Source organism: Aequorivita sublithincola DSM 14238 (assembly GCF_000265385.1).
GTDB lineage: Bacteria > Bacteroidota > Bacteroidia > Flavobacteriales > Flavobacteriaceae > Aequorivita > Aequorivita sublithincola.
Genome location: NC_018013.1, coordinates 2,626,173 through 2,652,129 on the forward strand (window position 1 = coordinate 2,626,173; position 25,957 = coordinate 2,652,129).

At 35.9% G+C, this 25,957-nt stretch carries 23 protein-coding genes; 10 read left to right on the forward strand and 13 right to left on the reverse strand.

Annotation, left to right across the window (positions count from 1 at the left end):
* Positions 1-43 precede the first annotated feature (43 nt).
* The 8 genes from AEQSU_RS12095 to AEQSU_RS16660 all read right to left on the reverse strand — a co-directional run bounded on the left by AEQSU_RS12095 (position 44) and on the right by AEQSU_RS16660 (position 10,193).
* Positions 44-1,624, reverse strand: a complete 1,581-nt coding sequence (locus AEQSU_RS12095; protein ID WP_014783149.1) for a DHA2 family efflux MFS transporter permease subunit — start codon at positions 1,622-1,624, stop codon at positions 44-46.
* Between the two features lie 49 nt (positions 1,625-1,673).
* The gene (locus AEQSU_RS12100) at positions 1,674-2,756 is read right to left on the reverse strand and encodes an HlyD family secretion protein (protein ID WP_014783150.1); all 1,083 of its coding nucleotides are present in this window, start codon (positions 2,754-2,756) and stop codon (positions 1,674-1,676) included.
* Between the two features lie 5 nt (positions 2,757-2,761).
* Entirely contained in the window at positions 2,762-4,027 is a 1,266-nt protein-coding gene (locus AEQSU_RS12105) for a TolC family protein (RefSeq protein ID WP_245529073.1), read from the reverse strand.
* Between the two features lie 37 nt (positions 4,028-4,064).
* Positions 4,065-4,685, reverse strand: a complete 621-nt coding sequence (locus AEQSU_RS12110) for a TetR/AcrR family transcriptional regulator (RefSeq protein WP_042491990.1) — start codon at positions 4,683-4,685, stop codon at positions 4,065-4,067.
* A gap of 121 nt (positions 4,686-4,806) precedes the next feature.
* A complete protein-coding gene (locus AEQSU_RS12115; protein WP_014783153.1) occupies positions 4,807-6,426 on the reverse strand; it encodes an ABC transporter substrate-binding protein in 1,620 nt (539 codons plus the stop codon).
* Between the two features lie 165 nt (positions 6,427-6,591).
* Positions 6,592-7,935, reverse strand: coding sequence for an adenylosuccinate lyase (gene purB, locus AEQSU_RS12120; RefSeq protein WP_014783154.1), 1,344 nt, complete (start codon positions 7,933-7,935; stop codon positions 6,592-6,594).
* An 867-nt stretch (positions 7,936-8,802) separates the two neighbouring features.
* Positions 8,803-9,822 carry a helix-turn-helix domain-containing protein gene (locus AEQSU_RS12125; protein WP_014783156.1) on the reverse strand — a complete coding sequence of 340 codons (1,020 nt, stop codon included), beginning with the start codon at positions 9,820-9,822 and terminating at the stop codon, positions 8,803-8,805.
* Between the two features lie 194 nt (positions 9,823-10,016).
* Positions 10,017-10,193, reverse strand: coding sequence for a hypothetical protein (locus AEQSU_RS16660; protein WP_014783157.1), 177 nt, complete (start codon positions 10,191-10,193; stop codon positions 10,017-10,019).
* A 261-nt stretch (positions 10,194-10,454) separates the two neighbouring features.
* On the opposite strand from AEQSU_RS16660, the gene AEQSU_RS12130 reads away from it, so the two are divergent.
* Positions 10,455-11,207 carry a hypothetical protein gene (locus AEQSU_RS12130; RefSeq protein WP_014783158.1) on the forward strand — a complete coding sequence of 251 codons (753 nt, stop codon included), beginning with the start codon at positions 10,455-10,457 and terminating at the stop codon, positions 11,205-11,207.
* A 146-nt stretch (positions 11,208-11,353) separates the two neighbouring features.
* Here AEQSU_RS12130 and clpB read toward each other — a convergent pair whose 3' ends face one another.
* Positions 11,354-13,954 carry an ATP-dependent chaperone ClpB gene (gene clpB / locus AEQSU_RS12135; RefSeq protein WP_014783159.1) on the reverse strand — a complete coding sequence of 867 codons (2,601 nt, stop codon included), beginning with the start codon at positions 13,952-13,954 and terminating at the stop codon, positions 11,354-11,356.
* A 190-nt stretch (positions 13,955-14,144) separates the two neighbouring features.
* On the opposite strand from clpB, the gene ytxJ reads away from it, so the two are divergent.
* The 3 genes from ytxJ to AEQSU_RS16665 are packed head-to-tail and all read left to right on the forward strand — an operon-like array spanning position 14,145 to position 14,943.
* Positions 14,145-14,537: a bacillithiol system redox-active protein YtxJ gene (gene ytxJ, locus AEQSU_RS12140; RefSeq protein ID WP_014783161.1), complete on the forward strand. Its 393-nt coding sequence runs from the start codon at positions 14,145-14,147 to the stop codon at positions 14,535-14,537.
* 32 nt (positions 14,538-14,569) lie between these two features.
* Entirely contained in the window at positions 14,570-14,794 is a 225-nt protein-coding gene (locus AEQSU_RS12145) for a hypothetical protein (RefSeq protein WP_014783162.1), read from the forward strand.
* Between the two features lie 5 nt (positions 14,795-14,799).
* Positions 14,800-14,943, forward strand: a complete 144-nt coding sequence (locus tag AEQSU_RS16665) for a type II toxin-antitoxin system RelE/ParE family toxin (RefSeq protein ID WP_014783163.1) — start codon at positions 14,800-14,802, stop codon at positions 14,941-14,943.
* A 151-nt stretch (positions 14,944-15,094) separates the two neighbouring features.
* Here AEQSU_RS16665 and AEQSU_RS12150 read toward each other — a convergent pair whose 3' ends face one another.
* Together AEQSU_RS12150 and fahA are read right to left on the reverse strand one after the other, a co-directional pair.
* The gene (locus tag AEQSU_RS12150) at positions 15,095-16,279 is read right to left on the reverse strand and encodes a hypothetical protein (RefSeq protein ID WP_014783164.1); all 1,185 of its coding nucleotides are present in this window, start codon (positions 16,277-16,279) and stop codon (positions 15,095-15,097) included.
* Between the two features lie 146 nt (positions 16,280-16,425).
* Positions 16,426-17,706, reverse strand: coding sequence for a fumarylacetoacetase (gene fahA / locus AEQSU_RS12155; RefSeq protein WP_014783165.1), 1,281 nt, complete (start codon positions 17,704-17,706; stop codon positions 16,426-16,428).
* A 257-nt stretch (positions 17,707-17,963) separates the two neighbouring features.
* Between fahA and glyA the strand changes: the two genes are divergently transcribed.
* The 6 genes from glyA (at position 17,964) to AEQSU_RS12185 (ending at position 22,978) form a co-directional block, all read left to right on the forward strand.
* Positions 17,964-19,238 carry a serine hydroxymethyltransferase gene (gene glyA, locus AEQSU_RS12160; protein WP_014783166.1) on the forward strand — a complete coding sequence of 425 codons (1,275 nt, stop codon included), beginning with the start codon at positions 17,964-17,966 and terminating at the stop codon, positions 19,236-19,238.
* Between the two features lie 136 nt (positions 19,239-19,374).
* Positions 19,375-20,634, forward strand: coding sequence for a hypothetical protein (locus tag AEQSU_RS12165; protein ID WP_014783167.1), 1,260 nt, complete (start codon positions 19,375-19,377; stop codon positions 20,632-20,634).
* A gap of 119 nt (positions 20,635-20,753) precedes the next feature.
* The gene (locus tag AEQSU_RS12170) at positions 20,754-21,248 is read left to right on the forward strand and encodes a GNAT family N-acetyltransferase (protein WP_014783168.1); all 495 of its coding nucleotides are present in this window, start codon (positions 20,754-20,756) and stop codon (positions 21,246-21,248) included.
* A gap of 21 nt (positions 21,249-21,269) precedes the next feature.
* Positions 21,270-21,965, forward strand: coding sequence for an alpha/beta fold hydrolase (locus tag AEQSU_RS12175; protein WP_014783169.1), 696 nt, complete (start codon positions 21,270-21,272; stop codon positions 21,963-21,965).
* A gap of 16 nt (positions 21,966-21,981) precedes the next feature.
* A complete protein-coding gene (locus AEQSU_RS12180) occupies positions 21,982-22,461 on the forward strand; it encodes a nucleoside deaminase (protein WP_014783170.1) in 480 nt (159 codons plus the stop codon).
* Positions 22,462-22,471: 10 nt separating this feature from the next.
* On the forward strand, positions 22,472-22,978 hold the full coding sequence (locus tag AEQSU_RS12185) for a lipocalin-like domain-containing protein (RefSeq protein ID WP_157429281.1): 507 nt from the start codon (positions 22,472-22,474) through the stop codon (positions 22,976-22,978).
* Between the two features lie 67 nt (positions 22,979-23,045).
* Here AEQSU_RS12185 and AEQSU_RS12190 read toward each other — a convergent pair whose 3' ends face one another.
* Both AEQSU_RS12190 and AEQSU_RS16920 read right to left on the reverse strand, forming a co-directional pair.
* Positions 23,046-24,569, reverse strand: a complete 1,524-nt coding sequence (locus AEQSU_RS12190) for a hypothetical protein (protein ID WP_014783172.1) — start codon at positions 24,567-24,569, stop codon at positions 23,046-23,048.
* Positions 24,570-24,689: 120 nt separating this feature from the next.
* Positions 24,690-25,784, reverse strand: a complete 1,095-nt coding sequence (locus AEQSU_RS16920; protein WP_014783173.1) for a carboxypeptidase-like regulatory domain-containing protein — start codon at positions 25,782-25,784, stop codon at positions 24,690-24,692.
* Positions 25,785-25,957 lie beyond the last annotated feature (173 nt).

Genomic DNA, 25,957 nt, shown 5'->3' on the forward strand with positions numbered 1-25,957 from the left:
ATTTACAAAAAAAAGATAAACTAAAAAACTCACTAAAAAGCAATCAATGAACTGCCGAAGTATCAACCTTTCCGGCACCTTTTTTAATCAAAAGAACAAAAGGCACACATATTAAAAATGCAAATCCCATATAAAGGAAAATGTCCATATAGGTTAAAACCGTTCCTTGGATTCTAATTGTTCCTTCTAAAACCTGATATGCTCGCGCCAAAGCTTCATTGGCGCTAAAACCTTTTCCCATAAATAGTTGTTGTAAGCCTTGAATGCGGTTTTGAACAATTGGGTTTGTTGGATTTATATTCGGAATTAAATCCACACGATGCTGTTGGTTAAATCTGAAGATTAATGTAGTTATTATCGCGATTCCAAAGGAACCTCCTAGTTGGCGCATCATTCCAGTAAAAGCAGCGCCTTCGCCGATTTCTTTTCCTTTTAAAGTGGAAAGTGCTAAGGTTGTGATAGGTACGAACAAAAGTCCTAAACCAACTCCACGAATCACCAATGGCCAGAATAAATGTTCGCTTCCTGTATCTGGAGTCATCAAATTGTGCATCCAATAACTAAAAATGAAGAAAATGATAAAACCTGCTGCGACCAAATATTTCTGCGGTACGCCACGCTCAATCGCTTTTCCTATAAAAGGCATCATCAATCCAGTTGTAATTGAACTAGGGATGAGAAGCAAACCTGCATCAGTAGCTGTCCAACCTAGAATTGATTGGGTGTAAATAGGAATGATAAATGTGGTTCCGTAAAGACCAAAACCGAGGATGAAAGTATAAATGGTTCCAATGCGAAGGTTGTTGTTTTTCAAAACACGAAGATTCACAATTGGGTGTTCGTAAACCATTTCGCGCCAAATAAAGGCTATTAATCCGAAAACTGAGATGACACTTAATGCTGTAATCAAATTGTCGTTAAACCAATCGTCTTGCTGCCCGTGTTCCAAAACAAATTGTAGCGAACCAATAAACGAAGCCAAGAATAAAATGCCCCACCAATCCACTTGTTTTACACTCAATTTCTCTCCAAATTTTGGACTTCTTACGTAGGTAAGCGTCAAAATTGTTGCGATAATTCCGATTGGTATATTTATGTAAAATATATACGGCCACGAAAAATTATCAACCAAATAACCTCCCAAAGGTGGTCCCAAAGTTGGGCCAACAATTACGCCCATTCCATAAATAGCTTGCGCCATTCCACGTTTTGCGGCGGGATAACTTTCGGTAATAATGGTTTGTGCGGTTACTAAAAGGGCGCCACCACCTAAGCCTTGAATAAATCTGAAAGCGACCAATTCCCAAATGTTCGTCGCATTTCCGCAGAGAAAGGAAGCAACAGTAAAAATAACGATGGAAACCGCAAAGTAATTTCTTCTTCCAAATTGCTTTGAAAGCCAACTAGTCATTGGGATTACAATAACGTTTGCAATGGCGTACGCGGTAATTACCCACGCGATGTCTGTTAAAGTTGCTCCCAAACTTCCGCGCATATCATTCAATGCAACGTTTACAATTGTGGTGTCGATTATTTCTAAAAGCGCACACAAAACTGCGGTGATGGTTATAATGATTCTTCGCGTGCCGTATTCTACTAGACTGTCTTCTTCTTGCTCCTGCATATAATTTTTGATAGGTTATTGCTAACGTCTCAAGTCTAAATTCTGAAATCTATTTTAAATGCACATCCACATCTACGTTCATTCCGGAGCGTAAAAGGGCTAGTTTTTTGGCATCATTGTCCTTGGTGAATTCAATTTTAACGGGAAGTCTCTGAATCGTTTTCACGAAATTCCCAGTAGCATTATCGGGAGGTAATAATGAAAATTTTGATCCTGTTGCTGGTGAAAAGTTTGTAATTGTAGCGTCAAACTCTTCTCCCGGATAAGCATCGATTTCAACAATAACTTTTTGACCAACCCGCATCTTGTCAAGTTGAGTTTCTTTGAAATTAGCTACGATCCATTTGATTTCTGTATTTACTAAATAGAAAAGAGATTGCCCAGGTTGCACAAACTGTCCAGCTTGCAATGAAACATTGCTCAACTGGCCATCAATCGGCGCTAGAACTATTGTATAGTCAAGACTTAATTGTGCCGCATCAACCATTGCCTGCGCGCTTTTTACGTTTGCCTCAGCAACATTCACCTGTTTTTCTGAAATTGTAGTTTGTGAATTTGCAGCATTGCTCTGACTAGAAGCAGCTTTTTGCTGACTTTGAAGAATTTTCAAATGATTTTCAGCTTCTTCTTTTGTGGCAAGTGCCTGTTCATATTGCTGTGCAGTAATGGAATGGTTTAAATATAGATTTTCATAACGTTTAAAATCACTCGTAGCACGACCTAATTTTATTCGCGCCGTTTCAATATTTCCGCTCGCAGAAGAAACCTGCGCAGTTGAAGCAGCAGCATTTGCACGATAGGAACCTATGCTCGCTTCAGCTGCATTTACTTGACTTTCCGCACCAGCGAGTTGCGCTTTTGCTTGTTCTAGTTTCACCAAATAATCATTTTGATCTATTGTGAAAAGTGTGTCTCCTTTTTTCACTTTTTGATTATCACTAACGTAAACTTTCTGAACGTAACCACCAACGTGAGGAATAATTGAGTTCATATTCGCTTCAATTTGAGCATCGTCTGTACTTTCGTGCGAGAGGGAATGAATAAATTTATAACCTCCGTAAATCAATACCACAATTACTAAAGCGGAAATGATTATTATAAATTTCTTATTGGTTTTTTTCTTTTCTTCCATTGCAATTATTGATTATTTTGATTGAATTGGTTGGTTAAAATTCCTTCTGCGGTGAGCAATTCGTAATATTTTTGAGTGATGTTTGCTTGGGCGTAAGCCAAATCTATTTTAGCTTGAAGTTGCTGCACATCGGCTTCTAGCAAATCGTTGGTGTCTGAAAGTCCGTTGTCATACTTATCTTTTACGATGCGGTAATTTTCAATAGCTTGCTCTTCAGATTGTGTGTAAACTTCAAATTTTTTCTTTGAAAGTTCATAGTCCTGCTTGGCGTTTTCAATTTGTACTTTTATTTTATCTGAAGCCATGTTTACGGTGTATTCCAGTTCTTGCACTTTACTTTTTGCAAGTTTCACATCGCTTTTTGTCTTGAAAAGATTTGCTAGATTGTAAGAAACACCTACTCCAATATTCATTGCGTTTGTAACTGTTAGCGCGTCGTGAAGATCCAAAGCAATATAACCGCCCACTAAAGCTAAGGATGGATAGAAGGCACTTTGCGCAACTTTTATTTGATCTTTTGCAGCTTCTTTTTGAAATTCGATTGCCTGTAAATCATTTCGCGAAATTTCTGGAGAAGTAATTTCTGGCGTTATTCCGAAGTTAGAATCTGAGGTTTTTATTAAAGTATTTTCGGGAAGTTTAAGCATTACGGCTAATTTGAAATTCAAAATTCGCTCGTTCTTTTTTGCTTCTTCTAAACTTATTTCAATGTTTGATTGTTGAAGTTTTGCTTTCAATAAATCATTTCGCGCAAGCAACCCATTTTCTTCCATATTCGAAAAATCGGTTACTCGTCGTTGGGCGCTTTTCAAATTTTCTTGAACCAATTCAATGGTTTTCTTGGCTTTATAAAGATTCAAATAATCCTGAATCGTTTGCAGCGCAATCTGTTCCTTGTTATTTTTAGCGTTGAATTGTGCGGCATTATATAGATTTTCGCCTGCTTTTATGGTGTTTTTTAATTTGAAGCCAGAAAAAATAGGCATTGTAACATTTGCCTGCCCTAATAAAAGACTATTAACTTTTGGTTGTGCAGATCCACCACCGCCAACACTGTCTGAAGATTGAGTCCTCAGTTTAACGTCAGCACCGGTCAAATAACGGTATTGTCCAGAAATGTCAACATCAGGATATTGAAGGTTTTTGGTAACATTTAATTGCCCTTCAGCAGAGTTGACTTTGGCATCAGCAATTTTTGAAGCATCGCTGTTTGTAAGAGCAAAATTTACGGCATCTTCTAACGTGAGATTCTTTATTTCTTGAGCTTTCATAGTTGCTCCCGAAATCAACAGGACGAGCAATAACAATTTAATTCGCATAAGTAAGTAGCGCTTTTATAGTTTGTTGAATGTGTTTTGTGAGTGTTTTATGAACAAATTCATCCAGAGAAACGTCGTCCGGAAGGCTATGCAAAGCCATATAGAATTTTTTATTGTAATAGAAGTGGAAATAAGTACCAAGAATGGTTGGAACGATGAGTGGAATATTTAATTCTTTTGAAAACACGCCTTCACTTTGTCCTTTTTTCACAAAGGCTTCAATCACTTTGAAATTTTCGTTTTTTTGTTTGAGATAGTTTTCAAAACTAATATTTCGGGAGTCTTTGGAATATTCAAAGTTTACAATTTTATGAGTTCTACGGTTTTTATGAACTCGCATTACTACTAAAGCTACAATTTCATCTATTTTTTCTAAGTACTTTGTTTCTTTAGATAGAATAGACTCAATTTGAATCTTGAAATCTGCCAATCTATAATCTAACAGCGCTTCAAGCATTTTTTCTTTACTTCCGAAGTAATAAGAAATCATTGCAACGTTCACATCGGCCTCTTTCGAAATCTGACGGACGGAAGTACCGTCAAAGCCATTTTCCGCAAAAAGTTTCTCGGCAACTTCTAAAATCTGTATCTGTTTTTCGTTCCAATCCATAACCAAATTGGGTACGAAATTAAACAATTGTTTAAATTAAACGTTTGTTTAGTTTATTTTTTTTTGAAGTTTTATTCTATTCAAAATTTAAAAAATAGGAAGGGCTTAGGAATAATGTGGTTTAGCGGGATTTTTTAACATGCTTCAGTACCAAAAAATTTTGAGGATTTATACCAAGTCCTGAAACATCTTTGTTCACAAAACGCACAGCCATATCATAAAACAAAGGAACCACGGGTGCTTCTTCAATAACGATAGAATCCATTTTGGTGTAAAGAAGTTTTCGTTCTTCAATGTTAGAGATTGAAAGCGCTTTCACATAAAGACTATCAAAAAGTTGATTTTTGAAGTGCATATAGTTGGGACCATTCGGCGTAAAGTTTGGACTGTAAAATAACGAAAGATAGTTTTCAGCATCTGGATAATCTGCAATCCAGCTGGCGCGAAAAACATCTAGTTCACCACTACTTTTCATCTGCCTAAGTGTGGAAGGCGGCATCACGTCTATGATTACAGTAATTCCTAGCTTTTCAAGTTCGCGTTGCACATATTCACACAAATCCAAATATTGACTATTAGTACCGATTGTTATTTCGGGTTTTGCATCGCCCGTTTCGGTTTTGTATTGTTCAATTAGTTGCTTTGCTTTTTCGGGATCATAATTGTATCCTTCAATTTCAGCATAACCTGGCAATCCTTTTGGAATGAAACCGTGTACTGCTGGAATCCCCATTCCATTTCGTAAATAAGTGACCATTTTTTGACGGTCAAAACCGTAGTTTATGGCTTGTCGCAAAGTTTTGCTTTTTATTTCGGGAGTGTTCGCTCCTAGAAAAAAGCCTAGATATTCTGTATTCAAATAAGGGCCTGTAATCATATAGACCGAATCCTTGTATTTTGGTTGTAATTCTCCGCGCGTGGTTAACAATTCATCTTTGTAACTTCCGTCCAAACCAGAGATGAAATCTAACTTTCCTTGAGCAAATTGTAAAAATTCACTTTGCTTATCTGGTAGAAATGTGATTGAAACTGCTTCCAAATAAGGAAGTTTTTCTCCATTTTTATCACTTTCAAAATACAACGGATTTTTGCGAAGAACTAGTTTCACATTTTCTTCCCACATTTTAAACTGAAAAGGTCCTGTTCCCACAGGGTTTCTTCGGAATTCATTGCCGTAAAATTCCACCGCTTCTTTTGGAACAACCGAACAATAACGCATTGAAAGCAATCCCAGAAACGCTGGAAAGGGTTGTTTTAACTGAATAACTAGGGTAGAATCGTTTTCGGCTTTATAGCTTTCCACATAATTCATCACCCAACTACCAGAAGACGCAACTTTTTCATCAGTCAGCCTATCGAAACTATAAACGAAATCCTGTGCTACAACCTTTCTTGTATAGCGAGTTGGACTGTGAAGCCCTTCTTGTGCGAAAGCCTTATTTTGGTGAAAGAAAACATCATTCCTAAGAAAGAAAGTATAGGTGTAGGTTGAATCATTTATAATCCAACTTTTGGCGATATCGGGTTTGATATTTAGTGAATCGTCCAATTGTACCAAGCCATTATATAGTTGATTGTCTGGCCAAATTACTTGTGGATTTCGCGCAAATGCGGGATCGAGTGTGGGTATGTTTCCTTGTTCGTTATAGCGAAAAACAAGGTGATTGCGGTCTGTTTCAACGTTGTTTTCGCAAGAAAAGAGCGTGAAAATAAGACTGAAAATTAAAATGTTTTTAAGCATTGGGACTTTTTAGCGCGAGTACCTATATTTTAGATCGATAAAATATTTAATCATTTAATTTGAATCAACATTCGAGCAAAATCTAACCTAAAAAACGAATTTAAGTTTTTAAAAATTCGATTAGTGAACCTTTTCTCATTTGATTTGAAAAAATAATTCAGAATCTTAGATCCCAGTGTAATTTCCAGGGGTTATGTTTCGCATTTCTTGCTTCACACTTTCAGGCACTTCCAAAGATTCAATAAAGTTAGCGATTGATGTTTGGTTTATGCGCTCGTTGGTTCGCGTAAGTCCTTTTAGTGCTTCGTAAGGGTTTGGATACCCTTCACGACGCAAGATTGTCTGAATTGCTTCAGCAACTACTGCCCAGTTGTTTTCAAGATCTTCAGCAAATTTAGGCTCGTTCAATAATAATTTATTCAAACCTTTTAAAGTGGAATGGAAAGCAATAAGTGTATGCCCTATGGGAACGCCAATATTTCGTAAAACCGTACTATCCGTGAGGTCGCGTTGCAATCTGCTTATTGGAAGTTTAGCAGAAAGATGCTCAAAAATTGCATTTGCAATTCCTAAGTTTCCTTCACTATTTTCAAAATCTATCGGATTCACTTTGTGTGGCATAGCGCTAGAACCAACTTCACCAGCTTTAATTTTTTGTTTGAAATAATCCATAGAAACATACGTCCAAATGTCTCTGTCCAAGTCAATCAAAATAGTGTTTATACGCTTCATACAATCAAAAAGCGCAGCCATATGGTCGTAATGCTCAATCTGTGTAGTAGGGAAGGAGTGATGCAAACCTAAAGTGTCTTGCACAAACTTTTTCCCGAAAGCTCTCCAATCAATGTTTGGATAAGCAACTTTATGTGCGTTAAAATTTCCTGTTGCACCACCAAATTTTGCAGCACTTTTAATGTCGTTCATTAAATCGAATTGCTCTTCAATACGAACAACAAACACTTCAATTTCTTTACCCAAACGTGTTGGAGAAGCAGGTTGTCCGTGCGTTCTGGCTAGCATTGAAATATATGCCCAATCTTCAGAAAGAGATTTCAATTTGTTTTTCACTTCCATTAATAGTGGAACATAAACCGTGTTTATTGCATCCTTCAATGAAAGCGGAATCGCCGTGTTGTTTATATCTTGAGAAGTTAATCCGAAGTGAATAAACTCTTTGAATTTTTGAAGGTTTAAGTCATCAAACTTTTCCTTAATGAAATATTCAACTGCCTTAACATCGTGATTGGTAACCTTTTCGGTATCTTTTATTTTTATAGCATCTTGTACTGAAAAATCTAAATAAAGATTACGAAGTTCAGGGAAAAGATTTCTGTCAAAATCGCTTAACTGCGGCAAATCAAGTTCTACCAAAGCAATAAAATATTCAATTTCTACCTGCACGCGGTAACGAATGAGCGCTTCTTCAGAAAAGAAAGGAATCAGGCTTGCGGTTTTTGAGGCATATCTGCCATCAATCGGAGAAATAGCTTGTAAAGCGTTGGTGTACATAGGTTGAATTTTAAAAGCGCAAAGATACGAAACGCAGCGAGTTATGACGGAAGGTTTTGTCTCTTTAATTTGCTGGAATTTTAGCCTTCAAACTTAATGGAATGCCAACAAAAAGTGATTTTAAGATAATGCATGGTTAAATAATCAATTCATTTTAAAATTTTAGGATTTTATTGTGTGTAACTAGTTTAGGATGAGCGTAATTTTAATAGTGAAAAGAAAAATGAATTATTAATCTAAATAAAAAATGTTATGAGCACACAAAATCAAAATCAGCAAAAAAATCCTCAAGATCAACAACAAAATCAACAGAGGAATCCTCAAAACAAACCACAAGGTCAACGTAATCCTGAAGAGGAAGAAGAATAGTAGGTAAATTTTATGATTTTGTATCCTGTATGGATACTTCGAAACCCCTTAATCATCATAATGAGAAAGGGGTTTCTGATTATGGGGATATAAGAAAAAGCAGAATTGCGAATTTAGTGAAAATTATCGTTTTTTAAGCATTATCTTATTCTTATTTGTTAAATAAAAAGTGTTTTTTTAATTATTTGGTGAAATGATAGCCTTAATGTGAGATGCGTAAAAGAACAGATAATGATATTGTTAGAAAAGAGGAATGAATAAAAGAATGTAATTACAGTTAGAAACGTATAGTTTTTAACTGCAAAACCCCCTTGGAGCTCGCTGCGCCGGAGGGTTTTATTTTTATTGAAACTTTGAAAATTCTTGAAAAGAATATTTTGGGTTAAAGATTTGTGGTTTTGTGTTAATTAAAAGAATTCGATTTTAATACTTTAGCTGTCACAGAATTGCTATGAAGAAGAGAAAGCCTCGGTCAAAATTTATTTTGACTGAGGTTTTTTATTTGTCACGCTGTTTCTTACGAAATTCTGACGGCGATATGCCGTGTTTTTCCTTAAAGATTTTTGAGAAATAACTTTTGCTGGAAAGACCAATTGCATTTACAATTTCAGAAATACTTAAATCGGTTTTGGTTAGTAAGCTGTAAGCCGCGTCCAGCCTTGATTTTTGTACATAATTGTTTACAGTTGTACCGTACAATTTTTTGAAACCTTCCTGCAACTTGTTTACATTGAGTCCAGCTTCCCTCGCCAAATTTTCTACCGTTGGAATGTCTGTGATGTTGCTTTCAATTAGGTTAGCAATATGATTTATTTGTTTCAACTCTGCGGAGCGAAGTAGCGTGTGACTTCCTTCATCTTTTTTGTCATCCTGATATTGTAGAATTTGTTCTGTTAAAATTTGGTAGGCCATACCTTCTAAAAATAGTTTTCGCGTAAAGTTTTCTGCAGTAAATTCAAGCATCGCCGCCAAAATATCTGAGATTCCCAGACTGTAGTTTCCGCTGTAGTAAAAGGCTTTGTTGGCTTTAACATCTTTAAAAAGTGTTTCCAGTTCCTTGTCAAGACTTTTAATATCGCACTCCATTTTTGCTTGAAACTGCCCTCTTTCAATCTCTAAACTGTTCACTTTTATTCTCTGGCTCGCTTTAAAAAGTAGTACGTGACCATTCTGTTTGCTACTGGCCACAATTGCGTTTTGAAACTGCTCAATAGAATGTAAATCGGTTTCATTTTCAAAACGATGCAGTAAAACTCCTTCCACGGTATAAAGAAATTTTAAGGGATGAATGTTGCTTACCACAAAGCTAATTTCAAAATCCTCATTGAAAAGGCAATCATATTGTATAAGCCCCAAACCACCGTCAAAGTTGATTCCTCGGATGGTTCCTTTACCTACGGATGGAGGTAATTTTAGTAAATACTCCCCGCAATTTACCGAAAAAGGAATATCAAAAACTTTCGAAATGTCTCGAATTACATCCTTAAGGGGAAGTGAGTTTACTTGTATAGAATTCATGAAGAGGTTGTTTTATCGCGCCAAAATACTATTATGATACTAGATGCTTTAACACAGATCGTTCTAATAATTAACACATATACTTTTATGATTGTAAGGTATTACATAATAATACTTTGTGCAACTTGATTCAAATAAAAAACCGCCCAATAAAAAAATTGAGCGGTTTTGGTATGGAGATATTTGTAGTGTATTTATTCATAATATTTTTTGCTCTTATTGCGTCTTTCCATAAAAAAGGAGATTACTAAAAAGGCGGCTAAAATATAAAAACCAATTTTGGCGGGTTCAATTGGACCAAATCCTAAGCCAAGAAAGCCCAGAACGGCGGCCACTATTGTCAGGAAAAGGAGGAGGATTGTCCAGATCATAGCGAGGGAATTTTGAAGTTTGTAAACAGTTAATTATCAGTTCCCTAAAGATATGAAATCATTAATTTTTCAACTAATTTATTTCGAATTGTTTTTAACGCATTTCGAAAATTACCCAAGTTCAGCGCAATCCGCAACTTAAGAAGGAAAACAAAATACTTGCGGAGCAGTTGGAGTTGTTGAAGGGGTGATGGGGAAATAGGTATATTTGGGTAAAAATAATATAAGATTTAACAATAATTTTTAATTGTTTGTATTTTTATGGAAGAAAAAATAAAAGAGTGGTTACTTAAAGGAGGTTTTCCACTGGAAATGAAATTGGCAAATTCACTTATTAACCATGGATTTGAAGTAGCTCAATCTGTTTATTACCAAGATTTTGATACCGAAAAATATCGCGAAACTGATATTATAGCAAGCAAGTTTGAAAAAATTAATAATATATGGACCCATATTACTTTTGTAATTGAGTGCAAAAAATCTACAGATAAGCCTTGGATTGTTCTCAAAAATCATAAACTTATGAATCATCTTAGTGATGAACTTCCTGTTTATTTTACAAATCATACCTCAATATTTTTAAAAAACCTTAACGAGAATAAAAGCTTTAAATCCGACTTATTTTTTAAAAATTCACGGAATATTGGGTATTCTATTCAGACGGCTTTCAATAATGGTCCTGATAAATCTTATGAGGCCATACAGTCTGTAACAAAGGCTTGTGAATATTTTTCGCAAAAACTTAATGAAAGAAAAAATACAGCCGCATTTTATTTTCCTGTTATTTGTATTGACGGAAATTTATTTGAAGGTCAAATAGCTGAAAATGATATTAGCCTTAAAGAAGTTAAAAAGTCAGAAGTTCTTATAACTCGGTCATTTCATAAATACGGTAATTCACATATACTAATTTTCGAAAGTTCAGATCTCGATAAAATATCCAATGATCTTTATAAATTAGGAATAGAGTTTTTTAGAAAATATAAAAAACTTTTAGCGGAAAATATTAGTTGAACAAAGAAATTGTTATTTGGATAATAAAAGATTCTCTCTAATACCAAGTTTTGCAATGCGTAGCTTCCCAGAACACAAAACCCCCAAGCAAAAGCTCAAGGGTTTTATTAAATCGTAAATCTAGAATCGTAAATCTAAAATTCCTATTACTCAACCAAACTCTCCTGATTCCTAAAAACCAACGCATCATTAAAACTATCTAAAAGAATAATACTGTCCGTAGTTATTTTTCCTGCGAGTATTTCTTTTGAAAGCTCGTTAAGTACTTCACGCTGTATCACCCTTTTCACGGGTCTTGCACCAAACTGTGGATCGTACCCTTTTTCTGAAAGATAGGTTATGGCTTCTGGTGTGGCGTCTAAAACTATGTTTTGTTTCAACAACATTCTTGAAACACCTTTCAGTTGTAACTCCACAATTTTGTGAATATCCTTTTTAGACAGTGGCGTAAACATTATGATGTCGTCTATTCGGTTTAAGAACTCGGGGCGCACGGTTTGTTTTAAAAGTGCAAGCACTTCTACTTTGGCGCCTTCCATAGCGGTTTCGGGGTCTTTTACAGCTTCAAAACGTTGTTGGATTATATCGCTACCCATATTGCTGGTCATAATAATAATCGTGTTTTTGAAATCTGCCAAACGTCCTTTGTTATCTGTCAATCGGCCTTCATCCAAAACTTGAAGTAATATGTTGAAAGTATCGGGATGCGCTTTTTCAATTTCATCTAGAAGAACTACGCTATATGGTTTGCGGCGTACGGCTTCGGTAAGTTGCCCCCCTTCTTCATACCCCACATATCCTGGAGGCGCTCCCACCAAACGGCTCACGCTGTGGCGTTCTTGGTATTCGCTCATATCTATTCGCGTCATTGCGTTTTCGTCATCAAATAAATATTCTGCTAAGGCTTTTGCAAGTTCGGTTTTACCAACACCGGTTGTTCCTAGAAAAAGGAAACTACCAATTGGTTTCTTTTCATCTTGCAATCCCGCGCGACTTCGGCGAATGGCATCACTTACTGCAATAATAGCTTCTTCTTGTCCAACCACACGTTTATGCAATTGATCTTCCAGTGTCAACAGTTTTTCACGGTCGCTCTGAAGCATTTTGGTCACAGGAATGCCAGTCCATTTTGCAACAACTTCAGCAATATCCTCACGGGTTACTTCTTCTTTAATCATAGAAGTACCTTCGTCGTTTTCGGCGAGTTGGGTTTCCAATTCGCTTAAAGCAGCTTGCGCGTCTTTAATTTTTCCATATCGAAGTTCGGCTACTTTTCCAAAATCACCATCGCGTTCGGCTCGTTCGGCTTCTAGCTTGTAATCTTCAATCTGGGTTTTTAGGTTTTGCACATTGTCCACCACTTCTTTTTCGCTTTGCCATTTTGCGTTTAGTTCGTTGCGTTCTTCTTTTAAATTAGCAAGATCTGCGTGAAGTGATTTCAGCTTCGTTTCATCTTTTTCACGTTTTATTGCTTCAATTTCAATTTCAAGCTGCATAATCTTTCTATCCAAAACGTCCAGTTCTTCTGGTTTGGAGTTGATTTCCATCCGCAGTTTTGAAGCAGCTTCATCCATCAAATCAATTGCTTTATCCGGAAGAAAACGGTTTGTAATATATCTTTCTGAAAGCTCCACGGCAGCAATAATCGCTTCATCTTTAATACGAACTTTGTGGTGAGTTTCATATTTCTCTTTAATTCCTCGTAAAATTGAAATGGCGCTCTCAGTATCAGGTTCGTCCACGACCACTCTTTGGAAACGACGTTCCAGCGCTTTATCTTTTTCGAAATATTTTTGATATTCGTCCAAAGTAGTGGCACCAATCGCACGAAGTTCTCCACGAGCAAGTGCTGGTTTCAAAATATTTGCGGCATCCATTGCGCCTTGTCCGCCACCAGCTCCAATAAGTGTATGGATTTCGTCAATAAAAAGAACGATGTCGCCTTCACTAGAAGTTACTTCTTTAATTACTGCCTTTAGGCGTTCTTCAAATTCACCTTTGTATTTTGCGCCGGCAATCAGTGCTCCCATATCTAAGGAATAAATTTCTTTAGTTCGTAAATTTTCAGGTACATCGCCGTCAACAATTCTGTGGGCCAAACCTTCCGCAATGGCCGTTTTCCCCGTTCCTGGTTCCCCAACGAGCATCGGATTGTTCTTGGTTCTTCTCGTTAGGATTTGAAGAATTCTTCTAATTTCTTCATCACGACCAATTACAGGATCTAATTTCCCGTCACGAGCCATCTGATTTAAATTTTTGGCGTATTTGTTCAAGGAATTATAAGTTTCCTCAGCACTCTGTGAGGTAACATTTTCGCCACCTCTTAATTCTTCAATGGCGGCATTCATTCCTTTTTCGGTTACGCCTTGGTCTTTAAGACTTTGAGCGATCCCGCTTTTTGAATTCAGAATAGCCAATAGAAGATGTTCTATTGAAACATATTCATCGCCCATTTTTTTGGCGATGTTTCCAGCTTCAATTACAGTTTTATTAGTTTCCCGCGAAAGCATAATGTCGCCTCCAGAAACCTTTGGAAAGCTTTCAAGTTGTTTATCTAGAATTTGTTTTAATGTAGTAAGATTTACATTTAGTTTTTTTAGGATGAAAGGTGCTACGTTTTCATCCACCTCAAAAATTGCTTTGAGGATGTGTTCGTTTTCAATCTGCTGATGGCCATAACCCTGTGCAATTTGTTGCGCTTGTTGGATGGTCTCTTGGCTTTTTATTGTAAAATTGTTAAAGTTCATATATAAAAAAGTTTTTTGTTTATTGTCTGTGGTTGAGTAATTTCAATTAATGAGCCATAGTAAAATTAAGACATAATGTCTGTCGAAATACTTGATTTAACAGACATTATGACGGTTTTAACAGCTAGCTTTTTATCATTTCTTTTAGACAATTTCCTTCTAAGAACTTGTAGCTTTGAAAAAAAAAATCATGGGATTATTAGATATATTTAAGAACACAAAGGACTTAGCAACAGAAGAAATAGTTGAAATGCCGTGGCACGTTTTAAGTAAAATGGAACAGCTGGATGAAATAGTTGAAGAATCCAAAACGAAACCAGTAGCTATTTTTAAACATTCCACTCGTTGTGGGATTAGCCGTGGAGTTTTAAAGCTGCTTGAGAAAAATTATAATCTTAAAGACGAGCAACTGAAAATTTACTATCTCGATCTTCTTCAAAATAGAGATATTTCAAATGAAATTGCAGCACGCTTTAAAGTGAATCACGAAAGTCCGCAAATGATTGTTATTAAAAATGGGGCAGTGGTGCATCAAGATTCACATCATTCTATTGAGGCTTCGCATTTGGAGAAGTTTGTTTAACTATTTTTCTTAATTTAGCTAAAAATGATTTTATGGGAACTACTGAATTGAAAAGCAATCTTTTAGAAATGATGAACAATATTCAAGATGAACAATTGCTTCAATCTTTATATGATTTTCTTAAAAGCCATAAAATAAGTAAGACTTTACATTTGTGGGATAAACTCTCTAATCTTGAAAAGGAGCAGGTGCTTTTAGCCTATGAAGAGTCTGAAAATGAAAAAAACTTAATTCCAAATAAAGAAATATTCAAGTAATTTCGATGGAAATTTTTTTTACCAAAAGAGCTTCTAAGAACTATAAATCCATTAAAGAATATATTTCTGGGAATTTCGGAATTTTAGTAGCGGATGTCTTTGAAAATAAATTGATTGATTTTTTAGAGCTTTTAAAAGTGCTTTCCTGAAATTGGAAGTATAGAAGTTGTTGAGAAAGAAATTCGGGGGTTTCAGTTCAGTAAACAAACTCGTATCTTTTACCGGATTAAAGGAGATAACATAATCATTTTAACGCTTATTGACGTTCGACAACATCCTGACAAAAAGAAGTTATAATTGCTAGTTGAATTTATTATCCCTCAAAATCACTTTAAACCTTTCTTTTATATCTGTTCCAGCATCAAAAACCATTTGTTCGTTATTTGGAAAAGGGATGAACTGATTGTTTAAATGATTAAGATCTTCGCCATTTAACGCGCGCTTATCGCCACGATAAGTTGCAAACGAATTTTCAAAAACGAATTCCGAAGACAGCGGAAAACTGTTTAGTTGTCTTCCTTTGTTTAAGTCTTTATATACAACGGCACCGCCCACAAACACAGATTTTTGCTGATTTGTAATATAAATCGTGGCTGAAACATCAATATATTTATCAATCTTAATTGGGTTTCCTAAACTATCCTTTACAATATTTCCGCCGCGATCACGTCTATAATCGTAACCATCTTTTATTCGCTGGCTTCTTGTGTATTGTCTATCTGAAATACGTTCAGGCGAAATCTGAATGGTTTGAAAATTTAGGTCAATTCCTAAATCATAATTAATTCCATTCTCTCGTTGAGCGTGATATTCAGTCCAAAAATTGTCTAAACCATACGTGTTGAAATCTAGCAAATCCTGCTCTAACCTGAAAGGAATGAACTGTTCTGTGTGGTTATTCAAGGTTACAAAAACGAAATCCGTTCCTCGGAAATGTGCGTCATCCTTAAGCTGATTTACGTCGCGATAGTTTGGTTGCACTTCATCTAATTCACACAAAACATTAAAAGCGCTTCTATAATCCTGTTTTGAATTTCGTTGTATATAGACCGAGGCTTCTTGGTACAAAGACTTCACATAAGCATCTTTCGCAGCCAATAAATCATTGGAATAATCTGAAAAAACGAAGTTGGCTTTCCGTCCCATTTCCTTGCTATAAAGGGGAAGTAGCGGACGAATCAAGTCTTGACGCGCCTGAAGATCTAGAAAAGTATAATAGATTTCTTTCGCTCCAGCAGGATTGTTTTCTTTTTTTAGAAAAGCGATGTGCCGAGTATCATCATCTTTCGCCTTTAAAAACGCTTCTTCCAATATACGAATGTGCGCGTCGTATTCCTTGGCGTCTTTATCTTTTTGAAGTTTTTTTGTGGCAAGTTCAATTGCTAAATCATAATTCCCTTGCGAAACAAACTTTTGAGTACGTTTCACACTATTGCAAGAAATGCTGAAAAGAGTCGCGAGTAAAAGAATGTAAAAAGCCTTCATAACAAATAGATTTGGTTACGAAGGCTAAAATACAATAGTGATGCCAATTTATGTTGAAATATAATTTTGAATAATGTAGGATTAAAGTTTTGCCACGAATTCACGAATAAAAAGTATAAAAATATTTGTGAATTCGTGGCGAATACTTACATCTTATTGGCTGGAAGTAATTTTGTTCTGCACTCTCCAAATCCAAGCCGTACGTTTTCATTTTTACAAAAACCTTTTAAAATAACGGTATCGTTGTCATTTATGAATTTACGTTCAGAACCATCAGAAAGTTTAATTGGGTTTGCACCGCGCCAAGTAAGTTCTAGCATCGAGCCATAAGAATCTGGAGTTGGGCCTGAAATTGTTCCGCTTCCCATCATATCGCCGCTATTCACATTACAGCCGTTTACAGTATGGTGCGCCAATTGCTGCGCCATATTCCAGTACATATATTTAAAATTTGAAGTAGAAACCTTGCTTTCTTCTCCGTTTTCTGGTTCTATATAAACTTCCAAATTTATATCGTAGCTTTTCTTTCCTTTAGATTGAAGATAAGGTAGTTGCTCCATAATGGGTTTTGGGCCTTCCACTTTAAAAGGTTGAAGCGCGTCCAAAGTTACAATCCAAGGCGAAATTGAAGAAGCAAAATTCTTCGCCAAAAATGGCCCAAGAGGAACATATTCCCACTTCTGAATATCACGTGCACTCCAATCGTTGAAAAGCACCAAACCGAAGATGTATTCTTCTGCTTCATTAACAGGAATTGGTTCTCCCAAAGCGTTCGCGTCTGTTGTTATAAAAGCCATTTCCAACTCAAAATCTACTAATTTTGAAGGACCAAAAACCGGTTCGCTAGCGCCGTCTGGCATTGTTTGTCCCCAAGGTCTGCGAGCGTTGATTCCGCTTGGAATTATAGAAGAACTTCTTCCATGATAACCTACAGGTATGTGAAGCCAGTTTGGCATCAGCGCATTGTCTTCTCCACGGAACATGGTTCCTACATTTGTTGCGTGCTCTTTGCTTGAATAGAAATCTGTATAATCGCCAACCTGAACGGGAAGCTGCATTTCCACTTCATCTAAAGTGAAAAGAATATGTTTTCTATGATCTTTATTTTCTCGAAGTTCCGAGTTTTCTTTATCGAAAATTTCAGCAATTCGGTTTCGCACCAAACGCCACGTTTTTCTTCCATCGCTAATAAAATCGTTGAGTGTATCTTGTAAAAATATATCGTCAGTAAGTTCAATTCCTTTGAAATAACCTAACTGATGCAACGCGCCAAGATCAATGGCGTAATCGCCTATGCGGGTTCCAATGGTAATAATATCATCGCGCGTTAGGAAAACACCGAAAGGGATGTTTTGAATAGGAAAATCAGTGTCTGGAGCAGTTTCGAGCCAGGTTTTTCGTTTAGGATCGTTGGCGGTTATTGGCATTGTAAAAGTCTTTTTGTAAGTGTAAATAAAACTAAATAAAATAACTCATAAATAATGAATTAATAACTAGGATAGTTTTAGGCGCACTAGGGTTTTGTTAGTAAAATTCTTCATCAAATATATATATTTCATGATAGTTACCGAATGTAATTACTATTTTTGGATTTAATTAACTTTCAGGAGGGTTTGTGGTTTGGAGTTTATGGTTTTTAAGCTATAATTCAACAAACAAAAAACTCCGATCTATAAACTTTTTTATGAAACGCGACGAACAAATTTTTGAACTAATAGAAGACGAAAAACAACGCCAACTCAACGGACTGGAGCTGATTGCTTCAGAAAATTTTGTAAGTGAGCAAGTGATGGAAGCTGCCGGTTCGGTTTTAACGAACAAATATGCTGAAGGCTATCCCGGAAAACGCTATTACGGTGGTTGCGAAGTGGTAGATGAGGTAGAACAAATTGCTATTGATAGAGCAAAAGTACTATTTGGAGCCGAATATGCAAACGTACAACCACATAGCGGTTCCCAAGCCAACACTGCCGTTTACGCAGCTTGTTTGAACCCAGGTGATAAATATTTAGGTTTTGACCTTTCACACGGCGGACATTTAACGCACGGCTCGCCCGTAAATTTTTCAGGAAAACTTTACAATCCAGTTTTTTATGGTGTTGAAAGAGAAACAGGCTTAATTGATTACGATAAAGTTGAAGAAATAGCCATCAAAGAAAAACCAAAAATGATTATCGCGGGAGCGTCTGCATATTCCCGTGAGATGGATTACAAACGTTTCCGCGAAATTGCCGATAAAGTTGGTGCAATTTTATTTGCAGATATTGCGCATCCCGCTGGTTTGATTGCCAAAGGAATTATTGGCGATCCAATTCCACATTGCCACATTGTTACTACAACCACACACAAAACCTTACGAGGTCCACGTGGTGGAATGATTTTGATGGGTAAAGATTTTGATAACCCTTTCGGTCAAAAATTAAAAAACGGTAACCTTAAAAAAATGAGCAGTCTTTTGGACAGCGCTATTTTCCCAGGAAACCAAGGTGGTCCTTTGGAGCACATTATTGCTGCAAAAGCAATTGCCTTTGGTGAAGCCCTAACGGACGAATTCCTTCATTATATGGTGCAAGTAAAGAAAAACGCAGCTGTAATGGCACAGCATTTTGTTGAAAAAGGTTATGATATTATTTCTGGTGGAACCGATAACCATATGATGCTTATTGATCTTCGAAACAAAAATATTTCAGGAAAACTAGCTGAAGAAGCTTTAGGCAAAGCAGATATTACCGTAAATAAAAACATGGTGCCTTTTGATGATAAATCTCCTTTCGTAACTAGCGGAATTCGTATAGGAACCGCTGCTGTAACCACTCGTGGTTTGGTTGAAAAGGATATGAAAAAAATAGTGGATTTGATTGATGAAGTAATTTCAAATCACGAAAATGATGATAAATTAGAAAGTATTGCCGAAAAGGTAAATGAAATGATGTCAGGATTGCCATTGTTCAAAATGTAAAAATTAATTCATCCAAATTTTATAAAACCTTCAGTTAACCGCTGAAGGTTTTTTTGTTTTTCAACGCAACCTTTATGATTTAATAAGACTAGAGAGTAAAGACTTTTAAACTTATAATTCATTAAAACCGACCACAATGAAAAAAATATTTCTTCTTTTAGTGCTTTCCGCAGTAATGTTCAGTTGTTCAAAAGATGCAGACGATACGGATTCTGGATTGCAGGATTTTACAGTAACCATTAATGTTGATCCTGATTATCACTTCAGCAAATTTACCAAAAGCTTAACTGCTTTTCTTAGTGATCAAAACGGTACAATTGTAGCCAGCGGTGAACTACAGACAGGACAGACAGTAACATTAAAGTTTGCTGGAGCGCCATCAGCCATATACGATTTAAGTTATATGAAATACGACTTTTTGGATTTTGTGGGAGAGGATTATTTTTCGCTAACTACTTTCTCAGCCATTGAGCAGGGAAATTATACAATTTGTGCTAGACCAATTATAGAAAACTCCAATGACGAAATTTATATAAATATTGAAAATACAGGTTATCCCTGCTTAGTAACTTCAAGTACATCAAGTAGCGGAACATATGGTCCAGAAAATGGAGGGTATTATAACTTCCGAAGTAATTTACAAGATTCCCCCAAAAGTGATTTCTACGTTTCCTTCAAGAGCCCCAATGACCAATTTGATAGATATTTTTGGCAAAGGGATATTCCGGAAGGGACAACCTTCAATTTGGACTACAATACACTGCCAGAAGTTAAAAATATAGTGAGTGTTCAATCTCCTTCTAATACTATATTTAATTATGCACTTGAAGGTTTACCTACTGGGCAGACCAAAAATACATTCCAACCTATTAGGGAAGGTAATTATCCAGGTGGAATAGCTTCACTGTCAATTCCTGTGCCTACGAATATCTTTGATAGTTATTTGTTCCGTATTAGTTTCGGCAATGACAATTTTCAATACTTTAAAGATATACACTCAGCTACAATTCCTACTTTTACTCAAGAACCAAACCTAAGTTTTATGGTTAATAATGAATCTGCATCAACTTTTAATATGACGATTAATGGAGATGCTGCGATGTACAATGTAATTTTCCGCGGATCAGATGCAACCGAAACCGTTTTTATGTCACATGCCATATATGGTGAAGTTGCTTCTGAAGTAACTTTTTCAAAGGAAAATCTACGAATCAATATTCAGCAATCTTATCCAAAACTTTCAAATTTTGAAACATTACTGCTAGGCACAGTTTCATTGACTAATTATAGCACCTTAAGTTCTTATAAAGATATTTTGAAATATAGAATACAGGGGAAAGCTTACGAAATCCCTATAAATGGTTTATATGAAGGAGTGTCAAAGCAATTCGATTAAAGCAGTTTGTTTGATTTTTGATAAAAACCTTCAGTTGAAAAGCTGAAGGTTTTTTGCTTCAGAGCAATTAGCAACCTTTCTATTAATTATCTTTGGGTTGTTAAATAGTTTTGAATTATATGAATATAGAAACCGAAAGACTTCTAATAAGAAAATACACTTTAAAAGACGCGCCTTTTATTTACGAATTGATGAACAGCGAAGGTTGGCTAAAATACATTGGCGATAGAGATATCAAAAACATTGAAGATGCTGAAGCTTATCTGTTGAAAAATTATTTAAGCATTTATGAAACACAGGGTTTCGGACCTTATTTAGTATCATTGAAAGATGAAACCGCCATTGGTTCTACCGGATTTTATAAACGCCCAAACCTTGACGATCCGGATATCGGTTTTGCGTTTTTACCTGAGTTTGCCAATAAAGGATATGCTTTTGAAGCCGCTAGTGCCGTAATGAAATTTGCTTCAGAAGTATTAGGAATTCAAAAAATTGTCGGATTCACTTTGCCTAATAATGAACCGTCCATAAAACTTTTAAAAAAATTAAACCTTTCTGAAGTCGGAATATATACATACGAAGATGGAGAGGAACTTCTGCTTTTTTCAAACTAACTTTCTCTAAATTATTATATAATGAAAACACCTATTTTATTGCTGCACGGTGCTTTAGGAAGCAAAGAGCAATTTGTTTCTTTGCGAGAAAAGCTTTCTTTTGAAAGAGAAGTTTTTAGCTTAGATTTTGAAGGTCACGGAAAATCAAAAAGCGAGACCAATTTTTCAATTGAACTTTTTGCCGAAAACGCAATCAATTTTTTGAGGGAAAATAAAATTTCAAAAATTGATATTTTCGGATATAGTATGGGCGGTTATGTGGCTTTATATCTAGTATTGAAGCACCCGGATTTGGTGGGGAAAATAATTACCTTGGGAACCAAATTTGATTGGACTCCAATGTTCGCTGAATGCGAAATAAAACTGCTAAATCCCGAGATTATGGAAGTTAAAGTTCCTGCATTTGTAGAATCACTCAAGCAACTTCACGGAACTCAAAATTGGAAAAACGTAGTTTTAAAAACCGCTAAAATGATGCGCGATTTAGGAGATAATCCAACATTGAAACAAACCGATTTTTACAAAATAAATAATGAAACCCTGATTTGTCTGGGAGAATTGGATACAATGTCAACTCAAACTGAATCAAAAAATGTAGCCAAATTATTGCCGAACGGATCATTTCAAGAGATTAAAAATTTGAAACATCCCATTGAAATTGCTCCTGTGGATACAATTGTTGCAGTCGTAAATAATTTTATGAATACAAATAACTAAAATAAATTTATTGAAAATGATTACAGAAAAAGACAAACAATTTATAAAACGAGCCATTGAACTTTCTGAAAAAGGAATGAATTCCGAAGCTGGTGGACCTTTCGGGGCAGTAGTAGTAAAAAACGGAGAAATAATTGCCGAAGATTTTAATCAAGTAACCTCAAGCAACGACCCAACGGCGCATGCTGAGGTTGTAGCTATTCGCAAAGCTTGTGAAAAACTGGGTTCTTTTCAATTGGACGATTGTATTATTTACACTTCCTGCGAGCCGTGCCCGATGTGTTTAGGCGCTATTTATTGGGCACGTCCAAAGGCTGTTTATTATGCTTGCACCAAAGAAGACGCAGCGGAAATAGGCTTCGACGACCATTTTATTTATGATGAAATTGATAAAAATATTGAAGATAGAAATGTAAAATTCATCAATCTAGATAGGGAAGAAGGACGAAAAGTCTTTAAAAAGTGGGAAGCTAAAGAAGGAAGAATTGATTACTAAATTTGAAAATTTGAAGATTAAGAAAAATTTGAAAGTAATTGTTTCCGCAGGAATTTTAGCGTTGCTATTTTCCTGCCAGAACAACGAATCAAAACCTCAAAAACTTAAAGCTCTTTGGAAACTGGAGAGTATGAAAGTTCGCGACACCGCCACAAATACGTGGAGCCATTACAAAGACGGGATGGATGGTTATTTGCTTTATGACGGAAATGGCCACGTAGCGCTTCACCTTTATGAGAAAGGATATGAAAACACAGGTTTAAAGTTTCCTAACTTTAATGATACAATTTCTTTGGAAGCTTTAAAGCATATCACGAAATCGTATTATTATATGGGAAATTACAAGGTTTCAGAAAAAGATAGTATCGTTTCCCATTATAAGCTTTCACACTCCAATCCTTCAGAATTTGGATTAACAGCAGAACGAAGATTCTACTTTAACGGCGATACATTGGTAATGCAACCCGTAGAACGAAAAAACGCAAACCTAAAACTGAAATGGTTGAAGGTAGGATAACTTCCTTCAAATTTTCGCAATAAAAAACCCGTCACATTGGACGGGTTTTTCAATTTAGTTTCATTTTTTATCCTTGCGGAAATTCAATGCTTTCGTATGCTCCAGCATCAGGGTGATCCTGTTGAGAATTCCCTCTTTGCGTTCCGTTCAAATCAAAATCAGGGCCAACTCCATTTTTACCTATATTTTCGGCACCTGAAGTTCCTTTTTCAATATTAAAGTTATTCTTTTCAGTATCCTGAAATTTTGGATCAACACTTTGAACTATGCTTGTAAACAAAGCACTATTGGAAAAATCATACAACGGATTATTCGCGAATTCACCATTAGGATCTTCAAAACGTATCAGACTATTTTCGAAGTTAAAGTTGAAAGCTCTTTCATCGCTTTTGAATAATGATAATTCACGACGCTCGTTTCCGTAGATAATACAGTTTTTAAAATCTGCTTTTATTAAATCTGCTGCCAATGCATCTCCCAGCGTATTTTCTATAGAAACGGAAGGGAAGGAGCGGAAGCCTTCATTCCAATAATTCGCAAAAGTACAATGTCTAAAATCATAAATCCCACCCAATTGTATGGCTAAAGAAGATTGACCGCTGTTGTTAACCACCATATTCTCGCCAGTTACTGCGCTATTTATAGCCAATAGACCAATGTTTGAACTGTTATAAATTTGAACATTTTTCAAAGTGAGCTGGCTATTATCAGAAAGAATACCGAAAGTACTATTTTTAATGGTAGTGAAATTCATTACACTGCTAAGGCTGCCTCTTAGCCAAATTGCATACCATTGCCCTGGAGTATCTGAAAATCCAGGTTCTAGACGGTCGCCTTCAAAAATCACTTCGTTTTCCATCACTTCGAGGTCATTACTTTTTTCTCCTTTTGTTATCAATGTTCCATTTTGTTCTACAATAATTCCACTTAAGTTGTGAAAATGTACTCGGGCACCAGCTTCAATAGTGAGGGTTTTGTTGTTTGGAACTGCCGCGAAACCATAGATAACATAAGGTTTTTCATTGGTAAAAGTGAGTTCGTTATCTTCAAGAAAAAATCCTTTTACTAAAAAAGGATTTTCTTCATCTCCAAGATTTAATGTTTCAGTAGTTCCATCAGCAAATTTTTCAGGGAAAAGGAAAACTGCATCTTTAACTAGCGTTACCAATTCTACTTTTTGCTCGTTACCGCCGCCATCAAAGAGAAGTTGGTCGGTATAAAGAAATTCTTTTGGGTTTGTAGGTAGGTTATTAATATCGAAAGTATTTTCAATGAAAATGAAGATGCTGTCCTTCGCCAGAATCTGTACGTTTTCAAAGATTTTTCCAGGCATTCCATCTACGTTTAAACGATAATTGGAAGCTTCACCTTGCGCCAAACGAACGGTGGGAATATTAATGTCCTCATTGCTTCGGTTGTAAACTTTTAAATTATAGGTGCTAGAACCAATGTTTGAAAAAATTGTGTCCAGATAAACCGTATCTCTTGAAAACTCAAGGTTTCCAGTACTGGCAACGGTTTCAAAATCGTTGCGGCAAGAACTCCATAAAATAAGACAACTTAAAATTGCCAATCCATATAAATACCTCATTCAAGTAAAATTTTGGTAAAAATATAACTTTTTATGAAGGTTATTATTGTATTGTGAAGAAGTTTTCAGGAGGCAGTTGCAATAAGCGGTCTGACTAAAAATGCCTACTGCAATTGCTTATTACTTACTTTTTTCTCTTTCCCATTTCATTTTATAAAACATACGACCGTTTTCACTGGCTTGTTTCACTTTTTCACGCCAAGCTTTGTCTTTGTGAGGTTGAGATTCTTCTACGTATTCCCAAGAGATTCCTCCGACGGCTATTTCACCTAAAATAAAATCCCCGTTGTCTAAACTTACGTCAATGGTATTTGAAATATTTGAAACTGTCACTTCTCTTGTTTCAAAACCTACATAACTAAACAACAAAATATCTCCCGGTTTTGTTTTAACTTCATAATTACCGTCAAAATCGGTTTGGGTTCCAATTGTTGTTCCTTTAATAATCACATTTGCACCAGGCAGTGCTAGACCAGTATCGTCAGTTACATTTCCTTTTATGGTTGCTATAATCGAATCTTTTTCTACTTCAGTATTCGATTCAACAGCTATCATGCCAGAAGTAACAAAAGCATGCGTATCCGTTGTAACTACAACCGTACGACTGCCAATTTCTGATTCCATTAAAACATTTTCTATAGCTTTTTTTCGAAGGCGAACTTGCTGTGTTCCGTAATTTTCTTTGATGAAAGTTAGAATTTCTTTATCCAACGTATAAATTTCATACTCACCTTTTTTATTGGTCCAAGTCTGCGCTTCGGTTTCGTTGGAAATGATTTTTACGTTTTTTATCGGATCTCCATTTTCATCTCTCACAATTCCTTTAGTGATAATATACATTCTCAAATTATCAGGATTGCTGAAACGACTAATTCCTAAAGAAATCATCGGTTTTTCTGAAATAGAATCGGTTGAAGATTTTGGGTTATTTGAAAACAATGTCAACGGAAGAAGCATGGATGCAGCGAAAGGAGCAAAACTTTGTCCGCTTTTGCGTTCTAGTTTCACTTCTCGGTTTAGTTGTGATGTTATAACCCTTCCACAGACAGTTTTATTTTTTGAAAGAATTTTAACCAGCTCTTCATCAGTTTTTGTAGTAAAGTCGAAAACTTCTTTGGTGCAAACGCTGCAAAATTTTCCTTTTTCGGTAGAAGTCATTTTTGCCCAGTCTTCGTGGCAAGGCTCTGGAATACGGATGGTGATGGATTTTTTCATGATTTAATGGTTTTTGTTGATTCAAAGGAAGCAATTATCAAACCATGAAAAAACCGCTTTTGAGTAAAGCGGTCGTTTGAGTGAGGGAAAAGTATAAAGTAACAAGTGCCTAAAGTCTGTAAAGTGCCTAAAGTTGGAAATACTTGCGACAACTGAAAACCGACAATTTACAA